Source organism: Polaribacter sp. NJDZ03, assembly GCF_019263805.1.
Taxonomy (GTDB): Bacteria; Bacteroidota; Bacteroidia; order Flavobacteriales; family Flavobacteriaceae; genus Polaribacter.
This window is the reverse complement of the sequence record NZ_CP079195.1, coordinates 1,268,886-1,288,114: the sequence shown is the minus strand read 5'-3', so window position 1 is coordinate 1,288,114 and position 19,229 is coordinate 1,268,886. Positions and strand designations below refer to the sequence as shown.

19 protein-coding genes are annotated in these 19,229 nt (G+C 31.0%); 12 read left to right on the top strand and 7 right to left on the bottom strand.

Annotation, left to right across the window (positions count from 1 at the left end; genetic code table 11):
• The first annotated feature begins 68 nt into the window (after positions 1–68).
• A complete protein-coding gene (gene menD / locus KV700_RS05465) occupies positions 69–1,745 on the top strand; it encodes a 2-succinyl-5-enolpyruvyl-6-hydroxy-3-cyclohexene-1-carboxylic-acid synthase (protein WP_218599443.1) in 1,677 nt (558 codons plus the stop codon).
• Positions 1,745–2,236: a DNA-binding protein gene (locus KV700_RS05460; protein WP_254712977.1), complete on the top strand. Its 492-nt coding sequence runs from the start codon at positions 1,745–1,747 to the stop codon at positions 2,234–2,236. The genes menD and KV700_RS05460 overlap by 1 nt, the downstream gene beginning before the upstream one ends.
• A gap of 124 nt (positions 2,237–2,360) precedes the next feature.
• Here the strand turns inward: KV700_RS05460 and KV700_RS05455 are convergent, their stop codons facing one another.
• Positions 2,361–3,518: an alpha/beta hydrolase-fold protein gene (locus KV700_RS05455; protein WP_218599442.1), complete on the bottom strand. Its 1,158-nt coding sequence runs from the start codon at positions 3,516–3,518 to the stop codon at positions 2,361–2,363.
• A 68-nt stretch (positions 3,519–3,586) separates the two neighbouring features.
• On the opposite strand from KV700_RS05455, the gene KV700_RS05450 reads away from it, so the two are divergent.
• The 10 genes from KV700_RS05450 to ftsY all read left to right on the top strand — a co-directional run bounded on the left by KV700_RS05450 (position 3,587) and on the right by ftsY (position 11,085).
• Positions 3,587–4,426 (top strand): 1,4-dihydroxy-2-naphthoyl-CoA synthase, encoded by an 840-nt coding sequence (locus KV700_RS05450; RefSeq protein ID WP_218599441.1) that lies wholly within the window; start codon positions 3,587–3,589, stop codon positions 4,424–4,426.
• A 146-nt stretch (positions 4,427–4,572) separates the two neighbouring features.
• Positions 4,573–5,442 carry a formyltetrahydrofolate deformylase gene (purU, locus tag KV700_RS05445; RefSeq protein WP_166381800.1) on the top strand — a complete coding sequence of 290 codons (870 nt, stop codon included), beginning with the start codon at positions 4,573–4,575 and terminating at the stop codon, positions 5,440–5,442.
• 130 nt (positions 5,443–5,572) lie between these two features.
• Positions 5,573–6,181 carry a fumarylacetoacetate hydrolase family protein gene (locus tag KV700_RS05440; RefSeq protein ID WP_218599440.1) on the top strand — a complete coding sequence of 203 codons (609 nt, stop codon included), beginning with the start codon at positions 5,573–5,575 and terminating at the stop codon, positions 6,179–6,181.
• A gap of 315 nt (positions 6,182–6,496) precedes the next feature.
• The gene (locus KV700_RS05435) at positions 6,497–7,738 is read left to right on the top strand and encodes a competence/damage-inducible protein A (protein ID WP_218599439.1); all 1,242 of its coding nucleotides are present in this window, start codon (positions 6,497–6,499) and stop codon (positions 7,736–7,738) included.
• Positions 7,739–7,782: 44 nt separating this feature from the next.
• Positions 7,783–8,544, top strand: coding sequence for a threonine/serine exporter ThrE family protein (locus tag KV700_RS05430; protein ID WP_166381806.1), 762 nt, complete (start codon positions 7,783–7,785; stop codon positions 8,542–8,544).
• A 3-nt stretch (positions 8,545–8,547) separates the two neighbouring features.
• Positions 8,548–9,027, top strand: a complete 480-nt coding sequence (locus KV700_RS05425; protein WP_166381808.1) for a threonine/serine exporter family protein — start codon at positions 8,548–8,550, stop codon at positions 9,025–9,027.
• Between the two features lie 122 nt (positions 9,028–9,149).
• The gene (gene rpmB, locus KV700_RS05420; RefSeq protein ID WP_158838598.1) at positions 9,150–9,389 is read left to right on the top strand and encodes a 50S ribosomal protein L28; all 240 of its coding nucleotides are present in this window, start codon (positions 9,150–9,152) and stop codon (positions 9,387–9,389) included.
• A gap of 27 nt (positions 9,390–9,416) precedes the next feature.
• Positions 9,417–9,599 carry a 50S ribosomal protein L33 gene (gene rpmG, locus KV700_RS05415; RefSeq protein WP_068449915.1) on the top strand — a complete coding sequence of 61 codons (183 nt, stop codon included), beginning with the start codon at positions 9,417–9,419 and terminating at the stop codon, positions 9,597–9,599.
• 51 nt (positions 9,600–9,650) lie between these two features.
• Positions 9,651–9,803, top strand: a complete 153-nt coding sequence (locus tag KV700_RS05410; RefSeq protein WP_105020018.1) for a DUF4295 domain-containing protein — start codon at positions 9,651–9,653, stop codon at positions 9,801–9,803.
• Positions 9,804–10,110: 307 nt separating this feature from the next.
• The gene (ftsY, locus tag KV700_RS05405; protein ID WP_166381810.1) at positions 10,111–11,085 is read left to right on the top strand and encodes a signal recognition particle-docking protein FtsY; all 975 of its coding nucleotides are present in this window, start codon (positions 10,111–10,113) and stop codon (positions 11,083–11,085) included.
• Between the two features lie 212 nt (positions 11,086–11,297).
• On the opposite strand, the gene cysK is transcribed toward ftsY, so the two are convergent.
• The 6 genes from cysK to KV700_RS05375 all read right to left on the bottom strand — a co-directional run bounded on the left by cysK (position 11,298) and on the right by KV700_RS05375 (position 19,227).
• Positions 11,298–12,212, bottom strand: coding sequence for a cysteine synthase A (gene cysK / locus KV700_RS05400; RefSeq protein ID WP_166381812.1), 915 nt, complete (start codon positions 12,210–12,212; stop codon positions 11,298–11,300).
• Between the two features lie 343 nt (positions 12,213–12,555).
• On the bottom strand, positions 12,556–14,757 hold the full coding sequence (locus tag KV700_RS05395) for a M1 family metallopeptidase (protein WP_166381814.1): 2,202 nt from the start codon (positions 14,755–14,757) through the stop codon (positions 12,556–12,558).
• Positions 14,758–14,890: 133 nt separating this feature from the next.
• Positions 14,891–17,020: a M1 family metallopeptidase gene (locus KV700_RS05390; protein ID WP_218599438.1), complete on the bottom strand. Its 2,130-nt coding sequence runs from the start codon at positions 17,018–17,020 to the stop codon at positions 14,891–14,893.
• Positions 17,021–17,081: 61 nt separating this feature from the next.
• The gene (locus KV700_RS05385; protein WP_254712976.1) at positions 17,082–17,579 is read right to left on the bottom strand and encodes a DUF6702 family protein; all 498 of its coding nucleotides are present in this window, start codon (positions 17,577–17,579) and stop codon (positions 17,082–17,084) included.
• A 29-nt stretch (positions 17,580–17,608) separates the two neighbouring features.
• Positions 17,609–18,403: a carboxypeptidase-like regulatory domain-containing protein gene (locus tag KV700_RS05380; protein WP_218599437.1), complete on the bottom strand. Its 795-nt coding sequence runs from the start codon at positions 18,401–18,403 to the stop codon at positions 17,609–17,611.
• An 11-nt stretch (positions 18,404–18,414) separates the two neighbouring features.
• Positions 18,415–19,227 (bottom strand): carboxypeptidase-like regulatory domain-containing protein, encoded by an 813-nt coding sequence (locus KV700_RS05375; protein ID WP_218599436.1) that lies wholly within the window; start codon positions 19,225–19,227, stop codon positions 18,415–18,417.
• Positions 19,228–19,229 lie beyond the last annotated feature (2 nt).

The following is a 19,229-nucleotide window of genomic DNA, read 5'->3' as shown; positions in this document are numbered from 1 at the left end:
ACTTTCTGACTTTTTTGTCTTTAATAACTTTTGGACTTTGTAACTTTGCCTCTTTGTAACTTATTTAAATGTACCCTAAAAAAGAACTCGCACAAATTGTAATTTCAGCTTGTTGTCAATTTAATATTGATACGGTTGTTATTTCTCCAGGATCTAGAAATGCGCCTTTAACGGTTGGTTTTTCTAATCATCCAGAAATAGTAGCATTAAGTGTGGTAGATGAGCGTTGTGCTGCTTTTTTTGCATTAGGTATTGCACAGCAAACTCAAAAACCAGTTGCCATTATTTGTACCTCTGGTTCTGCTTTGTTAAATTATTATCCGGCAATTGCAGAAGCTTTTTATAGCAATATTCCGTTGGTGGTAATTTCTGCAGACAGACCAAAACATTTAATTGATATTGGAGACGGACAAACTATTCGTCAAGAAAATGTGTTTGATAAACATATTTTGTTTTCAGCTAATTTAGAGGATATAAACTCGAGTGCAGTAGAGAGCCTAAAACTTAAAAATAAGAACTTAAAACTTATTTCGGAAGCTTTACAGATTTCGGTTTCTCAAAAAGGACCAGTACATATAAATGTCCCTTTTGATGAACCTTTGTATGAAACTGTTGCAGAGTTAAAGAGTTTTAAATTGCCCAATGTTATTGCGAGTGTATCGAAACAATCTGTAGATTATAAAAAGTTAGCATCTATTTGGAATGCATCCACTAAAAAAATGATTTTGGTTGGTGTAAATTATCCTGATGCAGATTTACACAAATTAATGGATTTGTACGCAGATGATGCCTCTGTTTTAATTTTAACTGAAACAACATCTAATTTACATCAAGAAAAAGGCATAGATTCTATAGATCAGCTCATTTTTTCTTTAGATGAAACTCAGTTTGAAGATTTACAACCAGAAGTGTTAATTACTTTTGGAGGCATGATTGTTTCTAAAAAAATAAAACAATTTTTAAGAAAATATTCACCAAAACAGCATTGGAATATTGATGAATTTAAAAAAATGGACACGTTTTTTTGTTTGTCAGAATTTATAAAGATAAAACCTGTAGACTTTTTTAGTAACTTTAATAGGTTCGTTATCTCTAAGAAAAGTAATTACCAGCAGAAGTGGTTGCAAATTCGTGACGAAAAACGGGTAAAACATAGCGCATATTTATCAAAAGCAACGCATTCAGATTTTAAAGTTTTTGAACAGGTTATAGAAAGTGTCCCTGCAAATAGTCAGTTGCAAATAAGTAACAGTTCTATTATTAGGTATGCACAATTATTTTCTATTGATAAAACAAATACAGTGTTTTGTAATAGAGGTACAAGTGGAATTGATGGCAGTACTTCTACAGCAATTGGAGCCGCTTTTGCAAACAAAAATCAGACTGTTTTTATAACCGGAGATATTAGCTTTTTCTATGATAGTAATGCCTTATGGAATGCTAACATACCAAAGAACTTTAGGATTGTATTAATAAATAATTCTGGTGGCGGAATATTTAAAATTATTCCAGGACCAGGAACAACCAATGCTGCTAAATATTTTGAAACTCCGCATAACTTAACTGCAGAGCATTTGTGTAAAATGTATAATTTCGATTATTTAAAAGCAGATGCTACAATAACAGTAAAAGAACAATTAGTGGGTTTTTATGAAACATCAGAAAAACCAAAAATATTAGAAATCTTTACGCCAAGTGAAGAAAATAATTTAATTTTAAAAGAATATTTTAAATACATACAATAATGAGTTTACAAGAAGATTTATACGACGAAGAAGAGAACTTACAAGATGACGAAAACAACTCGGAAGAGGTAGATATGTACTTGAAAGAGGGAGATAAAGTTAGCTTAGTAATTGAAACAGAAACCAATTTAGGATATACGGTTTTAATTAATGAAGAGTTTGATGGTTTACTTTTTAGAAGTGAAGTTTTTCAGGAATTAGAAGAAAATATGGAAGTTGTTGGTTATGTGAAACAAATTCGCGAAGATGGAAAAATTGATGTTTCTCTAAGACCACAGGGTTTTAGAAATGTTATTGACTCTGATGTAGAGAAAGTATTGACAAAACTAAAAGAAAGTAGAGAAGGGTTTTTATTATTAACAGATAAAAGTTCTCCAGATTCTATTCGTTTTCACATGAAAATGAGTAAAAAAGCATTTAAAAAAGCTGTAGGAAATTTATACAGACAAAAACTAATTGTTATTAAAGAAGATAGAATAGAGTTGGTGTAACATAAGTATTCAGTCGTCAGTTAGCAGTAGGCAGTAAAGTTGTTTTTATAAAATTTATTTGTTATTTTTTTAACGAATATAGAATTTTTAATTTTGCATACTGCATACTGCATACTGCATACTTTTACCTTCCACCCAATCTTAAAATGTTTTCATAAAATTTATCTGCATTTGGGTCTGCAGGATTCATTTTTCCGTAACCAATTTTATACTGTATAATTGCTTTACTAATTTGTTTTCCGCTTTCGTAAAACTTACCAATATAGTAATCACCTAGCGGTGACGAAGGATATAGTTTTAAAATCATTTTACCAAAAGGAAGTAACTGATCTCCATTTTCTTTTTCCATAATTATTTTCTCGATTGCAAAAACATCAGCTTCTCTTATACCTAAACTACTACCAAAAAGAAATTCGATTTCTAGATATTTATTTTCTAAATAAGCAATAGCGTCTGAAGGTGATAAGTCTTTTATGTTTTTATCAAACTCTTCTTTAGAGATGGCAGAATATACTTGAAAAACTTGATTTAGTGCTCTAGGAATTGCTTCACCAATGGCCGATATGCTACTTGACGTGTTAATGGTGTCGTTTATAATATTAAGATTTTTTATCTCTAAAGATTTTAAACCTCCTTGTAATTCTCCTATCTTAGTCTGTTTTTCAAAAGAAAATGAAGTAGAATTGTTTATATATAGGTAAAAAGTATTGTCTTCCTTTTCATATCTCGGTAAATTATAACTTTGCAATTGCTGTCCTATAAAGTCAGAAAAAACAGGATTTATACAGATGTAAGAATTAACAAGAGGAACTCTTTCTCCTAAAAAAAAGGAAACTAAGTTTGCAGAAGTACCTTCACCAATAATAGAAATAAAAGGAGACGTTTTGTAGGTGCTTTCTATTTCAAAAATAACTTCATCTTTTATAAATTGATAAAATTTCTTATTATCTGTCGTTAATTCGCCAGTTGTAGTATTAAAATAGGTGTCTTTTTTACGGGTTTTAGCCATTTCAATTCCAACCACAATTTGCTTTGGTGCTTTGTCTTTAGCAGCAAATAATATAGAATTCCCTACATACATATCAAACAAAATCTCACTATCTAAAACAATTGCCAACGGATAATTTTTGTCTCCTTCAGAATCGTAACCTTCTGGTAAATATATTTTTATGTCTCTTTTATCATCTGTGTAATCAGAGATAATTGTTTTATTTATTATTTTTTGTGCATACCCGATAAGGCAAATCAGCATAAATATTAGGGTGAACGATTTCTTTATCATAAATTTGAATCTTTATTTTTGTAACCAATTTTTTTGTTCTTCTAAAAGAACGTCCAAAATACAAAATTATGATACAACCCGAGTGGAAAACTGTTAAAGAATACGAAGACATTACCTATAAGAAATGTAATGGAGTTGCTAGAATAGCATTTAATAGACCTAATGTTAGAAATGCTTTTAGACCTAAAACTACTAAAGAATTATACGATGCTTTTTACGATGCAGGCGAAGATGTAAATATTGGAGTTGTGCTACTTTCTGCGGAAGGGCCAAGTACAAAAGACGGTGTGTATTCATTCTGTTCTGGAGGAGATCAAAAAGCACGTGGACACCAAGGGTATGTTGGTGAAGACGGATATCACAGATTAAATATATTAGAAGTACAACGTTTAATTAGGTTTATGCCAAAAGCAGTAATTGCTGTAGTACCAGGTTGGGCAGTTGGTGGCGGACACAGTTTACATGTAGTTTGCGATTTAACTTTAGCTTCTAAAGAACATGCTATTTTTAAACAAACAGATGCAGATGTAACTTCTTTTGATGGTGGTTATGGTTCTGCATATTTGGCTAAAATGGTGGGGCAAAAAAGAGCTCGTGAAATCTTTTTCTTAGGTAGAAATTATTCTGCACAAGAAGCGTATGATATGGGTATGGTAAATGCTGTTATTCCGCATGAAGAATTAGAATCTACTGCGTATGAATGGGCACAAGAAATATTAGAAAAGAGTCCGACTTCTATAAAAATGCTAAAGTTTGCAATGAATTTAACAGATGACGGTATGGTTGGTCAGCAAGTTTTTGCAGGAGAAGCAACAAGACTTGCTTATATGACAGATGAAGCAAAAGAAGGAAGAGATGCTTTTCTTGAAAAGAGAAAACCAAACTTTCCTAAAAAATGGATACCATAGATTAGTAGGCAGTTTCAGTATACAGTCTCAGTGTTCAGTATTAGTAATAAAATGGAGCTTGCTCTAAAAAGGAAAAAATAATTAGAACTCCAAATTACCCAGTTTGTAGTTCCTTCCCTTCGGGAAGGTTAGGATGGGCTGTTTTTATGAAACCACAAGTAGTCTCTTTTTTAATTAAATGTCCAGATCAAAAAGGATTGGTAGCCAAAATTACCACTTTTTTTTATGAAAATGGATTCAATATTTTAAGTTCTCAGCAGTATGTAAATGCTATTGAAAACACCTATTTTATGAGAGTTCGTTTAGATGCAGAGGGAACGGATATTTCTAAAGAAACTCTAGAGCATAATTTTTTACAATTGGCAACGCCATTAAATATTGATTGGTCGGTAAACTATTGCGATAAAAAACAAAATGTAGCCATTATGGTTTCGCACACTAGTCATAATTTATATGATTTGTTAGAGCGTTCTAAAGAGGGGCGTTTAGATTGTAATGTAAAAATGGTTATTAGCAATCATGATAAATTAAGGTATATAGCAGACATGTTTAATGTGCCTTTTTATTATTTACCTGTTACTAAAGAAACCAAAAAAGATCAAGAAGATCAAGTTGTACAATTGTTAGATGCTAATGAAGTAGATTTAGTAATTATGGCAAGGTATATGCAAATTTTATCTTCAGATTTTATCAATCATTATCCAGAGAGAATTATAAATATTCATCATTCTTTTTTACCTGCTTTTCAAGGAGCAAACCCTTATAAAAAAGCATACGAAAGAGGTGTGAAATTAATTGGAGCAACGGCACATTATGCAACAGTAGATTTAGATGAAGGGCCAATTATTGAGCAAGATGTAAAACCGGTAACGCATGAAAGTACACCAACAACCTTAAAAAGAATTGGTGCAGATATAGAGAAATTAGTGTTGGCAAGAGCGGTTAAAAACCACTTAAATCATCAAATAATTGTTTCAGGAAATAGAGCTATTGTTTTTCCGGAAGCAGGGGAATAAAACAGTTGGCAGTTTTCAGTCAACAGTAATCAGTTAACCTAAATATGATTTTAAGTTAATCAATTTTAATAGTATAAAATTAACACAATAGTGTTTCTTCCCTTCGGGAAGATTAAGATGGGCTTTTTTTATGAAAATAATTTGTATTGGGCGCAATTACGCAAAACATATAGAAGAGTTAGCAAATGAAAGACCAGAAAACCCTGTAGTTTTTCTAAAACCAGATTCTGCTATTTTACCAAGAAAAAATCCGTTTTTTATTCCACCTTTTTCTAATGATGTTCATTATGAAGTAGAGGTTTTGATAAAAATAAATAAAGTTGGTAAACATATTGACGCTAAATTTGCTCATAAATATTACGATGAAATTGGTTTAGGAATCGATTTTACAGCAAGAGATATACAGGCAAAATGTAAAGAAAAAGGGTTGCCTTGGGAAAAAGCAAAAGGTTTTGACGGAAGTGCCGTGGTGGGAGAATTTTATCCGAAGGAAGAATTTGATTTAGAGAACTTAAATTTTCAACTTTTTAAGAACGACGAACTTGTTCAGGATGGTAACACCAATGCAATGTTGTGGAAAACAGATGAATTAATTGCTTATGTTTCTCAATACTTCACCCTTAAAAAAGGAGACATAATATATACAGGTACACCTGCAGGAGTAGGTAAAGTTGTAGAGAACGATAACTTAAAAGGAATTATTGAAGGAAGAGAAGCTTTTGATATAAGAGTAAAGTAGGTTGATAAATTTTACAATACAAATAATAGCCTCCATATTTGTTGGGATTTGTTTTATGTATTTGGCTAAAAGGTTTGAAAAAAATAAGACACTTTACTTTTGTATAGGTTTTTTTGTTTCTCTTGCTATTCGAATTATTTATTTACTTATTTATGGCTTTTTTACAGACTTTAAACTTCAGCAAGATTTTGAATCAAATAGAAATTTATCAGTCTTATTGAGTGTTATTATTTCATATTTCCTTTTCGTTTTTTTTCGAAAAAGATTAAAGAATAAAAATTTAGATTATCAGAATATAAATGAAATAGGCTCATAATGAATGCAGAAATTATTACAATAGGAGATGAAATTTTAATTGGTCAGATTGTAGATACCAATTCACAATTTATTGGTCAGGAATTAAATAAAATAGGAGTTTCAGTTTATCAAATTACTTCCATTCAAGATGATGAACAGCATATTTTAAACGCTTTAAAAGAAGCACAAGAAAGAGCAAGTATTGTTATTATTACTGGAGGTTTAGGACCAACAAAAGATGATATCACAAAAAAAACAATTGCAAAGTTTTTTAAAGATACTGAGTTAATTGAATATCCGGAAGTAATAGCACATATTAAAGAGATGTTTATAAAAGTGAATCATCCTTTTAATGAAGTGCAAAGATATCAGGCGCAATTGCCTTCTAAGGCTACTTTGTTAATGAATAATTTTGGTACTGCACCCGGAATGTGGTTTTATCAAAACGAGACTGTCTTTGTGTCACTCCCTGGAGTTCCTTATGAAATGAAAGGTTTAATAACCGATCAAGTTTTACCTAAAATTCAAAAGCAGTTTAAATTACCTTTCATTATTCATAAAACAATTATGACGTATGGGCAGGGGGAAAGTATGATTGCAGAAAGAATTGAAGAATTCGAAAACAATTTACCACCTTATATTAAGTTGGCATATTTACCTTCTTTTGGTAAAGTAAGACTGCGTTTATCCGCCAAAGGCGATCATAAAGAGACTTTAGAGGCAGAGTTAAATGAAAAAGTAGCTGAAATTTATAAACTAATACCAGAAATTATTACCGGTTTAGATGATGATAGCTCATTAGAGAAAAGAATAGGAGCGTTGTTAAAAAGAAATAAGCAAACAATTGCTACGGCAGAAAGCTTAACAGGAGGTCAAATATCTGCAAATTTAGTATCCGTTGCAGGCTCGTCTGCTTATTATAAAGGTAGTATTGTTGCGTATTCTGCAGAAACTAAAATTAATTTATTAGGTGTTTCTGTAGAAACTATCAAAAAATATAGCGTTGTAAGTAAGGAAGTTGCTTTAGAAATGGCTAGAGGAGTTAAAAGCAAACTACAAACAAATTATGCAATTGCAGTAACAGGTAATGCAGGTCCAACAACAGATCATACAGATAAAAGTGTAGGGATTGTTTACATAGCTATTGTGTCTGATGATAAAGAAATTGTAAAAGAATTTAATTTTGGGCAACCAAGAGAAAAGGTAATTAATAGAACAGTTAGTAAAGCGTTAGAAATAATCTACAAAGAATTAGTGTAATATCTCTTTTAAGTATTCTAATGTTTGAAAGGAAATAACATAAAATGAATGATAAAGAAATTATAGAAACCTCTAATAGTCTTTTAGAAGTTGGTAGTTTGTTAATGGAATCTGGAGCGAGCACGCATAGAATTAGAATAACAATAGAACGTTTGGGTGCTGGTTTAGGGTATAGTTGCGAAACATTAATAACTCATAAAACCATATTTTTATTACTAAGAAATAATACCACTGACGAACTTTATAATAGTTTTAAAAAAACGCCTCCGCATAGTGTTAATTTTACTTTAGTATCTGAAATAAGTAAATTAAGTTGGAAAGTTGTAGAAGGTAAATTATTATTAAAGCAATTACAAAATGAGGTTATTAGAATAAAAAATATTCCTCGTTACTCTTTTATATATGTTTTAATCTTTGTGAGTTTTGCAGGTGCAGGATTTTGTAGATTATTTGGAGGGATGTATTTAGATATGCTTATTGCATTTATAGCTACATTTTTTGGCTTTATTGTAAGGCATTATACGGCAAAAATAAAATTTAATATTTATTTAAGTATTTCTTTTGCAGCATTAACAGCAAGTTTAATTGCTGGTGGAAGTACTTTTTTTAATGATAATAGCACCAATCATTTAGCTTTTGCCACCTCTGTTTTATTTCTAATCCCTGGTGTACCACTAATTAATTCATTTTCTGATTTAATGGATGGTTATACAATGAACGGAATTGTTAGAGGTGCCCATGCCATGCTAATAGCATTATTTATTTCGTTAGGTATGTTTGTAGCCATGTTAATTTATGATTTTTAAACTATGAAAATTCTCCATTTTTTAGAAATGGCAGTTTGGTTAGCTGTTGCTTCTGTAGGTTTTGCTAAATTATTTAATGTGCCTAAAAAAGCATTAATTACGGCAGCTGTGTTAGCTGCTATAGGTGGTACTTGTAAGTTAATTCTAATTCACTTTGGGGTGCATATAACGTTAGCGTCATTAATAGGTGCTATTGTTGTTGGGTTTTTAAGTATCCCAGCGGCACATAAACAACATGTGCCTCCTTTAATATTATCTATTCCAGCAGTTATCCCTATGATTCCGGGAGCATTTGCATACGAGGCAATGTTAGGTTTTTTTAAACTTACCTATGAGTTAGATGCAGAAACATACCAAGTTGTTTTAAATCATACTATAAATAATGGCTTAAAAGCTATTTTTATTATTTTTTCTCTAACCGCAGGAGTTTCGTTTCCAATGCTAATTAGCCGTAAAGAATCTGCAAAAAACATCCATTTTTAATCAGTTTAAATGATTAGATAAATAAAAAAGTAAAAAATAGTAAAAATAGTTTTGTTCAGAATTAGAATTAACTGTATATTTGCACCTCGTTTAGAGATAACACTATAAATACTGTCGAAAAGATGTCTAGAGTTTGTGAATTAACAGGTAAAAAAGCAATGGTTGGGAACAATGTATCTCACGCTTTAAATAGAACTAAGAGAAAGTTTGACGCTAATCTAATGACCAAGCGTTTTTATATCCCAGAAGAAGATAAATGGATAACATTAAAAGTGTCTGCTTCTGCATTAAAAAATATTAACAAGAAAGGAATTTCTTCAGTTATAAAAGACGCAAGAGCTAACGGATTTTTAACTAAATAAGCTTAAGCAATTTAAAATTTTATACAGATGGCAAAAAAAGGAAACAGAGTTCAGGTAATTTTAGAATGCACAGAGCATAAAGCTTCTGGTAAAGCAGGTACTTCTAGATACATTACAACAAAGAACAAAAAGAACACTCCGGATAGAATGGAAATTAAAAAATTCAACCCTATCTTAAAGAAAATGACTGTTCACAAAGAAATTAAATAATTAAACTGTCTAGAACTCAGAATAGAGCACATAGATTAAAAAACTTAGACAATGGCAAAAAAAACAGTAGCATCGTTACAAACATCTTCAAAGAGATTAAGTAAAGCTATCAAAATGGTAAAATCTCCAAAATCTGGTGCTTACACTTTTGTAGAATCAATTATGGAACCAGAAAAAGTAGATGCTTTTTTAGCAAAAAAGTAATATTTACTACATATATTATATAAAACTACTTTCTTATTTAGGAAGTAGTTTTTTTACGTCTTATAATTCCGTATTTTTGGGCGTTACCTAAAAAGGTCGCGCTTTACATTATATCTTTTCTTAGACTCTTATGGTCAAGAAAATTTTGTACTTTTAATAATTAAATTTAAAAAGTAACTTAGTTACTTTTTAAAAGAAAAGGATGCCATTTCTATCGCTAACGCAGGCACTTTTAGTGACAATTTGACCAAACCCAACTAATGGCACGTTTTTTAACGTATAGCTATTATAGTATAATAAGATAAAGATGAGTTTTTTTAAAAAAATATTTTCAAAAGAAAAAAAAGAAACCTTAGACAAGGGATTAGAAAAATCTAAAGAAAGTTTCTTTGGTAAATTAACAAAAGCAGTTGCTGGTAAATCTAAAGTAGATGATGCTGTTTTAGATAATTTAGAAGAAATTTTAGTTGCTTCTGATGTTGGTGTAGATACCACCCTTAAAATTATTAATAGAATAGAAGACAGAGTTGCTAAAGACAAGTATGTTGGTACAGACGAGTTAAATAGAATTCTGCGCGAAGAAATTGCAGGTTTACTTTCTGAAACCAATGTTGGTAACGAAACCGAATTTGTAATTCCGGAAATTCCTAGAGATAAAAATGGTAATAAAATGCCTTATGTCTTAATGGTTGTTGGTGTAAATGGAGTTGGTAAAACTACTACTATTGGTAAGTTAGCAGCGCAATTTAAAAAACAAGGATTAAAAGTTGTTTTAGGAGCTGCAGATACTTTTAGAGCGGCAGCTATAGATCAATTACAAGTTTGGGCAGACAGAACAGGTGTACCAATTGTTCGTCAAGAAATGGGATCAGACCCTGCTTCTGTAGCTTTTGATACTTTAAAATCGGCTGTTAATCAAGATGCAGATGTTGTAATTATTGATACTGCAGGTCGTTTACACAATAAGATAAACTTAATGAATGAGTTGACTAAGATAAAACGTGTAATGCAAAAAGTGGTAGACAATTCACCTCACGATGTGTTGTTAGTTTTAGATGGTTCTACTGGTCAGAATGCTTTTGAACAAGCAAAACAATTTACGTTGGCAACAGAAGTTACTTCTTTAGCGGTTACTAAATTAGATGGTACGGCAAAAGGAGGAGTTGTTATTGGTATATCAGATCAATTTAAAATACCTGTAAAATATATTGGAGTAGGAGAGGCTATAGATGATTTACAAGTGTTTAATAAACACGAATTTGTAGATTCATTCTTCAAATAAAAAGGGTGTTGCTTAAAAGTATGTAACTTTTTCATACTGAACTTATTTTTGCTACTGAATGTCCTTAGACAAGCTCAGGAAGATATTTAGGTTTTCAATTGTTTTAACTATATAATAAAATTGGTTTAAGAATTTGAATTCAATTAAGATTGATAAAAAAGAAGCCTCACAAATTGTGAGGCTTTTTCTATGATTATACTTTTTGTAATTTATTATTCCGTTAAAAGACCTTCTACAGAAAGATAACGTTCTCCGGTATCATAATTCATGGTTAAAATCACCTCTTCACCTTTTAAGGTTGCTAACTGTTTTCTAACGGCAGCTAACGAGGCTCCTGTAGAAATACCTACTAAAATTCCTTCTGTTTTTGCAATGTTTCTAACTTCTTCAAAAGCTTCTTCATTGGTTATTTTAACAGCGCCATCAATTATGTCTTTATTGAATGTTTCAGGAAAGAATCCTGGTCCAATTCCTTGTAATTTATGAGGTCCTGGTTCTCCTCCAGAAATAATAGATGACCCACTAGGTTCTACTGCCAATACTTTTATTTTTGGAAATTTTTCTTTTAAAACTTCTGCCATACCCGTAATGTGTCCACCAGTTCCAACACCAGTAATTAAATAATCTAAACCTTCCGGAAAATCATTAACCACTTCTTGAGCAGTTGTTTCATGGTGTATTTTTGGGTTTGCTGGGTTTGTAAATTGAGAAGGCATCCATGCATTTTTATTTTCAGCAACCATTTCTTTAGCCTTAGCTATGGTACCTCCTAAACCTAATTCCTTTGGAGTAAGCACAAGGTTTGCTCCGTAAGCTTTCATTAAAGCACGTCTTTCTACAGACATAGACTCAGGCATTACCAAGGTAAGTTTTAAGTTTTTTACAGCAGCAACCATTGCCAATCCAACACCAGTGTTACCAGAGGTTGGTTCTATAATTTCTGTATCTTTTTTAATTAGGTTTTTGTTTTCAGCATCTTCAATCATTGCCAATGCAATTCTATCCTTAATACTTCCACCCGGATTTGCTTTTTCTAGTTTCATCCAAACATTTGCATTTGGGAATAATTTCGCCAATCGCACAACGGGTGTGTTACCGATACCTTCTAATATATTATTAATTTTCATAAGAACTTTATATTTAGTTTGTATTGTTATTTATAAGAGTACTAAGTTATAAAATTCAGTTAAAATAGCCTTAGAATAAATCCTAATTTAATGCTAAAAATAGCTTAACTAGCTTAAAAATTAGATGAAATAATACTTTTAAATTGTTTGAAAATTAGTTGTTTTTAAGTACCCAAAACGTGTTTAGGTGAAGCCTATTCTTAGAGGTAAAGTGTAATAATTATAAATATTTACTCTTAGATGTAGTTAAGATATTTGAGTTTAAAGAGTAACTATAATTGTATTACGATCAAAAAAAAAGCCTCACAAATGTGAGGCTTTTAGAGTAATATAAAACAATAAATTATTGATTTACTTTATTTTTAAATTTATCAAACTCATTGGTTTCTTTCTTAGGCCAGTTATTGTTAGAAGGATCTACATCTGCCGTTTCAAAATCTGGATCTATTGTTATGCTTATTATTTCTTGTGTTGATGAAAAAACTCTTTTAACACTAGTATCACTTTTCATCCAAATTTGTGCAGGGAATGTTTGTTTTTCAGTGGTGCCATCTGCATAGGTTAAGCCTACTATAATTGGCATTACTAATCCTCCTGGTTTTTCAAACTCTACAGCATACATATAAGAAGGTACTTCTTTTCCTTTTGCGTATGCATCCATCGCTTTAGCATTGGCATCTTCTTTTTTGTCTGTAATGTAGACTAAGTCTCCTAAACCGTCAAAATATTGCTTGTATTGTTCTTTTAACTTGGCAACTCTTTCGTTTGGTTTGTCTGTTAAGTATAAAGGTTTTACTTCCTTAATACCTATATCTGTTACATCTGTAGTGTAAAACCAACCTCTCCAAAACCAATCTAAATCCATTGCAGAAGCATCTTCCATTGTTCTAAAGAAATCAGAAGGTGTTGGGTGTTTAAACATCCATCTTTGCGAATAGGTTCTAAAAGCATGATCAAATAATTCTGGTCCCATTATAGTTGTACGTAATATGTATAATGCCGCTGCAGGTTTTGTATATGCGTTAGGTCCAAATTGTTTTACGTAATCTCCTTGAGACATAATAGGTGAGATGTTGCTTTGGTCTCCGCCCATATATCTTGTAATTTCTTTAGCAGGGTTTTTTGAAAATAAGTCATAATCATAAGAAAATTCTGCTAATATTTCTACAAAAGAGTTTAAACCTTCATCCATCCAAGTCCATTGTCTTTCATCCGAATTTACAATCATCGGAAAAAAGTTATGTCCTACTTCATGAATAATTACGCCTAACATACCTTTTTTAGTTCTGTCAGAATACGTTCCATCTGCCTCCGGACGACCAAAGTTGAAACAAATCATAGGGTATTCCATTCCTTGTCTTTCTGAGTGTACAGAAATTGCTTTAGAATAAGGATAATCGAATGTTAGTTTAGAGTATTCAATTAAAGTATGAGCAACTGCTCTTGTAGAATGTTCTTCCCATAAAGGGTTTCCTTCTTTAGGGTACAAAGAAACGGCCATAACTGTTTTACCATTTATGTTGGTAGCCATTGCGTCCCAAATATATTTTCTAGAAGAAGCAAAAGCAAAATCTCTTACTTTTTCAGCTTTAAATGTCCAAGTTTTTGTATTGGTAGCGCGTCCTTTTTCTGCTGCTTCAGCTTCGGCTTGCGTAACAATCATTACTGGGTTATCAAAAGTTTTTCTTGCTTGTTCCCAACGATTACGTTGTGTCTTCGTTAAGACATTTTTTTCGTTTTGTAAATCTCCTGTAGCATCTACAATATGATCTGCAGGTACTGTTATGTTAACTTCATAGTCTCCAAATTCTAAAGCAAATTCACTACGACCCCAGAACTGCATATTTTGCCATCCTTCTACATTATTATATACTGCTAACCTTGGAAAAAATTGTGCAATTGTATAGTTGTTGTTTCCGTCAGGAAAAGTTTCTAAACCAGAACGACCACCATCTTTATTAATGTCGTTAATTTTGTAATTCCATTTGATACTAAATTTAAAAGTATCTCCAGAAGCTAATGGTTTTGGTAAATTAATACGCATCATGGTTCTGTTGATAAAGTGAGATAAAGGTTTACCTGCACTTTCTACTTTTTCAATATTAAAACCAAAACCTTTCCCTTCTTTCATAAAGTCTTTTTGGAAATTTTCTGGAGTTATAAAAGGAGTTGCAGCGTTAGATTTAGCTAAAGGAGTTTTAGAATCATCTGCTCTCATGTTTTGATCTAATTGTACCCATAAATACTCTAATTGATCTTTAGAGTTATTATGATACGTAATTGTCTCGTCTCCATGAATTTTGTTAGCACTTTCGTCTAAACGAATGTCCATTACATAATCAACTTTTTGTTGCGTATATTGACTTCCTGGTGCTCCAGAAGCTGCATGTTGATCATTAGGTGTTGCCAAAACGTCTTTTAGTTGTCTAAATTTGTTTTGGTCTGTGTGCCCTTGTAGGGTTTTACTTTCTTCTTTTTTTTCTTGAGCAAAAGTACCTGCTGCAATAAAAAAGAAAGAAAATACGAATAAAGTAAATTTTTTCATTTGAGTTATTTGAATTTAAAGTGAGCTAAACTAAGGATATAGTTGGGAATCTGTTAAAAAAAGTTAAAACTTTAACAAATTTTTATAAAAAAAAGCGATATGTTGTTATATCGCTTTAATTATTGGGTTTTTGTTAACCTTTTATTTTACTTTTAAATTTATCGAAATTATTATTAGTTTCTTTTGGCCAGCTATTGTTGCTAGTATCTACATCTGCTGTTTCTAAATCTGGATCTATAGTAATTTTAGTAACCTCTTTAGTTGAAGAAAAAACCTTTGTAATTTCTTGATCATTAAGTCTCCAAATTTGTGCTGGATATACTTTTCTATCCGTTGTATCATCTTTATAAGTAAATTCTACAATAATAGGCATTACTAATCCGCCTGGTTTGTTGTAAGTAATTTCATAATGAAATTTAGATTTTTTGTTTTTATCAGCACCAAAACCTAGTCCTTTAGTAGTGTCTTCAATAAAATCTACATTTTCTCCATTTGCTTTTGTATAGTATTTTTTCACCTCTTTTATACCAATATCGGTAACATCTGTAGTGTAAAACCAACCTCTCCAAAACCAGTCTAAATCTACTCCAGAAGCATCTTCCATAGTTCTAAAGAAATCTGCAGGTGTTGGGTGCTTAAACATCCATCTTTGAGAATATGTTTTAAAAGCATGATCAAATAATTCATGACCCATTATGGTTTCTCTTAAAATCCATAAAGCAGTTGCAGGTTTACCGTAGGCATTGTTTCCAAATTCATAAACATTGTCTCCTTTAGACATAATTGGTGCAATTTTAGATTGATCTCCAGCCATATATTTTACTATATTTTTCGGATATCCTCTTACCACAGGAAAATCTTTGTCGTATGCTAATTCTGCTAACATTTCCATATAAGAATTTAAACCTTCATCCATCCAAGTCCATTGTCTTTCATCAGAATTTACAATCATCGGAAAAAAGTTATGTCCAACTTCATGTATGGTTACTTTTACCATTCTGTATTTTACTCTATCAGAATAACCGCCATCTGCTAAATCTGGTCTTCCTGGGTTGAAACAAATTTGTGGATATTCCATTCCCATTTGTCCGTCTACAGAAATTGCTTTGTGATACGGATAATCGAATGTGTATTCAGAATATGTTTTTAAAGTTTGTGCAACTGCTTTTGTAGAATGGTCACCATACAAAGGGTTTGCTTCTTTAGAATATAAAGAATGTGCCATTACTGTTTTGCCGTTAATATTTACTGCCATTGCATCCCAAATAAATTTTCTAGAACTAGCAAAAGCATAATCTCGTACGTTTTTGGCAACAAATTTCCAAGTCTTTGTTTCTTTAGATTTGCTTTTTTCTATTTTAGTAGCTTCTTTTTGAGTACGAATTACAACAGGCTTGTCAAAGGTTTTTTTAGCTTTAGCGTATCTTTCTAATTCTGTTTTTGTAAAAACATCATTTTCGTTTTGCAAAACACCTGTTGCACCTAACATATGATCTTTAGGCGTGGTAATGTTTACAGTAAAATCTCCAAATTCTAAAGCAAATTCACTTCTTCCCCAAAACTGACCATTTTGCCAACCTTCTACATTATCATACACGCACAATCTTGGATAAAATTGAGCAATTACATAATTGTTATTGTCGTTTTCTGTAAAATGTTCAAAACCAGATCTACCGCCTTGAGTTCTGTGATTATTGATGTTATACCACCAATCTATTTTAAATGAAAAAGTCTCTCCAGAAGCCAAAGGTTTTGCTAAATTAATACGCATCATTGTTTGGTTAATGGTATGCGATAATTTGCTGCCATCAGTATTTGTTACACTGGTAACTTTAAAACCACCATCAAAGGGAGCTGAATTATACGTACTTTCAAATGTACTTTTAGTAATGCTTTTTGAGATTTTATTAGGCTGAATATCTGGTGACTTAGAATCTTTAGCTCTTACATTTTGATCTAATTGAACCCATAAATACGCCAATTCATCTTTAGAGTTATTATGATACGTAATAGTCTCGTTACCTATTATTTTTTCATTTTTATCATCTAAAACAATATTCATTACATAATCTACCTTTTGCTGCGTGTAGTTTATGCCAGGAGCACCAGAAGCCGTTCTTTGACTATTTGGGGTGGCTAATTCATCTTTAAGTTGTTTAAACTTGTTCTGGTTGGTATGACCTTGTTTTGTGATTTTTTCTTGGGAGAATGTAGCTGTCCCAATAAAAAAAATGCTCAATAAGAGCAATGTGATTTTTTTCATTTGTACCTGAGTTTAATTAGCCTACAAATTAAGGATTAGTAGGGGAAAAAGTTAAAAAGAGTTAAAATTTTAACAAACCTTTATCATTTTTAGCATTTAACAGAATACTCTTGTGCTTTTTGCCAACTTTAGATTTAATTAAATTTTCTTGTTCTGGAAAGTGATTTGTTAATATTTTATTGATAATTTCTATAGTGTTAAGCTCTTTTATATCTTCAATTTCTAGATAAAAATAAACCAAATCACCATCATATTCTTTACCTATGTAATTAAAAGATTTAGGAGTACCATCAACTTTTAAATGTAGTTTTTTGTTTAAATATTTTATAAAATAAACATCGTTATCCTTTAATTCTTTCTTTGTTGTTAGTTGTAAATCAATGTTGTAATCTTTGTTTATGGCGAATTCAATATCATCCATAAAAACATTAATTGTTATTTGTACAGTTTGCAATTCACTTCTATATTCAATTTGAGTGAGGCTCAAATAATACTTATGAGCGGAGAAGGAGAGAAGAGGAATTATTAATAAAAGTAAAATAGATTTTTTAGTATTCATGCTGGTTTTAAAACAATTATTCTGCCAATTTACTCTTTTTTTATGATTTGTAAATAAGGCACACTTTCTTTCTGAAAAATTTTGATGAGTTCTAAAACATTACCTTCTTTGTGAAGACGTTCTATACCTAAAGGATTACAGTAGTCTAGAAAATGAAAGTAATTGTCTTTTGGGATTTTTAATTCTTCAAAGAAAAATGGTTCACCAAGTTCTATGAGTATTTTATCTGGAACAGCTTTTTTACGATTCAACTCTTTACGTAATAGTAAATCTTTAAATTTAAAAGTAATTGAAGCGCTGCCGCCGGCACCACCAAATGAATTTGCAACTGTGTTAACAATTGGTGGTTTCATTCTTATGTTAGCATCAATTCTTGTGTCTACTAGTTTAAAATTGACATTAGAAAAATTTAAGGTCTTTTGTAACAAAGAATCTTTTCTATCTGTGGGTACGTCTTTTATATCGACACCTAATCGTCCTATTAAATGATGTTTTTTTAATTCAAATTCATCTAAAACAAACGTATTTGTTCCCAATATAATGGTCATAAATTTATTATTGATAACCTCTTTGCTTATTCTAAGTTTTCTGGTAATGTGCTGCACAGACGAAATTTGTAAAGAATCTCCTTCGGTAGCATAGATTCCAAACATTCCATCATCTGAAGAAAAAGTACCTTTATTTGTTTTTAGGTTGATGATATTTACATTTTTAACAAAGCCCAAAGAGTCTACAACTTTACCGGAAATTAAGGTTTGACTTTCTTGGGATAAAGAGGTGCATGTTACAAAAAATAATAAAAATTGAAGTAGATTTTTTTCCATGCACAGCTGTTTTATTCTTCTTTTATGATTTCTAAATACGGGATACTTTCTTTCTGAAATATTTCTATAAGTTTTAAAACTTTATTTTCGTTATATATTTTATCGAGATCTAAATAATCACAATAATCTAAAAAATGATAATACTTTTCCTTAGGTATTTTTAATTTTTCAAAGAAAAAATCTTCACCAAGTTCAAGTAATATTTTGTTTCCCAATGCTCTTTTACGATCTAACTTAGCATCTAATAATTGTGACTTTTCGAATTTTTTAGAAGAAAAAAGACCTCCAATAAGTCCTGCAGCATTAAGTCCTGAATAAGAATTAGCAACCGTATTTACTACTTTAGATTTTGCCCTATCATTTGCATCAATTCTATGATCTTTCAAGGAGAAGTCTACATTAGAGAAATCCATATTACTTTTTAATAAAGCATATTTTTCTTCAGTAGGTATGTTTTTAACATCTAAAGCCAATTTACCAGTTAAATTATTTCTTTTTAATTCAAACTCATCTAAAACATAGGTATTGGGTTTAAGTATAACAATTAGTGCCTTGTTTGCTGTAATGTTTTTGGTAATCTTTATTTTTTTGGTAATGTGTTGTATAGATGAAATACTTAAAGTATCTCCTGTTGAAACATAGATTTGAAAACGACCAGCATCCGAAGAAAATGTACCTTGATTGGTATTTAGATTGATAATATTTGCATTTTTTACAATGCCAAGAGAATCTAAAATTCTACTAGAAATTAACGTCCCATTATTTTGAGACAAAGAGGGGAGTGTTATAACAAATAAAAAAATAGTAAGTAGTTTTTTTTCCATTC

Bases quoted from the DNA above. Each gene is read 5' to 3' on its own strand.
- menD (WP_218599443.1), top strand. From the start codon at position 69: ATGTACCCTAAAAAAGAACTCGCACAAATTGTAATTTCAGCTTGTTGT.
- KV700_RS05460 (WP_254712977.1), top strand. From the start codon at position 1,745: ATGAGTTTACAAGAAGATTTATACGACGAAGAAGAGAACTTACAAGAT.
- KV700_RS05455 (WP_218599442.1), bottom strand. From the start codon at position 3,518: ATGATAAAGAAATCGTTCACCCTAATATTTATGCTGATTTGCCTTATC.
- KV700_RS05450 (WP_218599441.1), top strand. From the start codon at position 3,587: ATGATACAACCCGAGTGGAAAACTGTTAAAGAATACGAAGACATTACC.
- purU (WP_166381800.1), top strand. From the start codon at position 4,573: ATGAAACCACAAGTAGTCTCTTTTTTAATTAAATGTCCAGATCAAAAA.
- KV700_RS05440 (WP_218599440.1), top strand. From the start codon at position 5,573: ATGAAAATAATTTGTATTGGGCGCAATTACGCAAAACATATAGAAGAG.
- KV700_RS05435 (WP_218599439.1), top strand. From the start codon at position 6,497: ATGAATGCAGAAATTATTACAATAGGAGATGAAATTTTAATTGGTCAG.
- KV700_RS05430 (WP_166381806.1), top strand. From the start codon at position 7,783: ATGAATGATAAAGAAATTATAGAAACCTCTAATAGTCTTTTAGAAGTT.
- KV700_RS05425 (WP_166381808.1), top strand. From the start codon at position 8,548: ATGAAAATTCTCCATTTTTTAGAAATGGCAGTTTGGTTAGCTGTTGCT.
- rpmB (WP_158838598.1), top strand. From the start codon at position 9,150: ATGTCTAGAGTTTGTGAATTAACAGGTAAAAAAGCAATGGTTGGGAAC.
- rpmG (WP_068449915.1), top strand. From the start codon at position 9,417: ATGGCAAAAAAAGGAAACAGAGTTCAGGTAATTTTAGAATGCACAGAG.
- KV700_RS05410 (WP_105020018.1), top strand. From the start codon at position 9,651: ATGGCAAAAAAAACAGTAGCATCGTTACAAACATCTTCAAAGAGATTA.
- ftsY (WP_166381810.1), top strand. From the start codon at position 10,111: ATGAGTTTTTTTAAAAAAATATTTTCAAAAGAAAAAAAAGAAACCTTA.
- cysK (WP_166381812.1), bottom strand. From the start codon at position 12,212: ATGAAAATTAATAATATATTAGAAGGTATCGGTAACACACCCGTTGTG.
- KV700_RS05395 (WP_166381814.1), bottom strand. From the start codon at position 14,757: ATGAAAAAATTTACTTTATTCGTATTTTCTTTCTTTTTTATTGCAGCA.
- KV700_RS05390 (WP_218599438.1), bottom strand. From the start codon at position 17,020: ATGAAAAAAATCACATTGCTCTTATTGAGCATTTTTTTTATTGGGACA.
- KV700_RS05385 (WP_254712976.1), bottom strand. From the start codon at position 17,579: ATGAATACTAAAAAATCTATTTTACTTTTATTAATAATTCCTCTTCTC.
- KV700_RS05380 (WP_218599437.1), bottom strand. From the start codon at position 18,403: ATGGAAAAAAATCTACTTCAATTTTTATTATTTTTTGTAACATGCACC.
- KV700_RS05375 (WP_218599436.1), bottom strand. From the start codon at position 19,227: ATGGAAAAAAAACTACTTACTATTTTTTTATTTGTTATAACACTCCCC.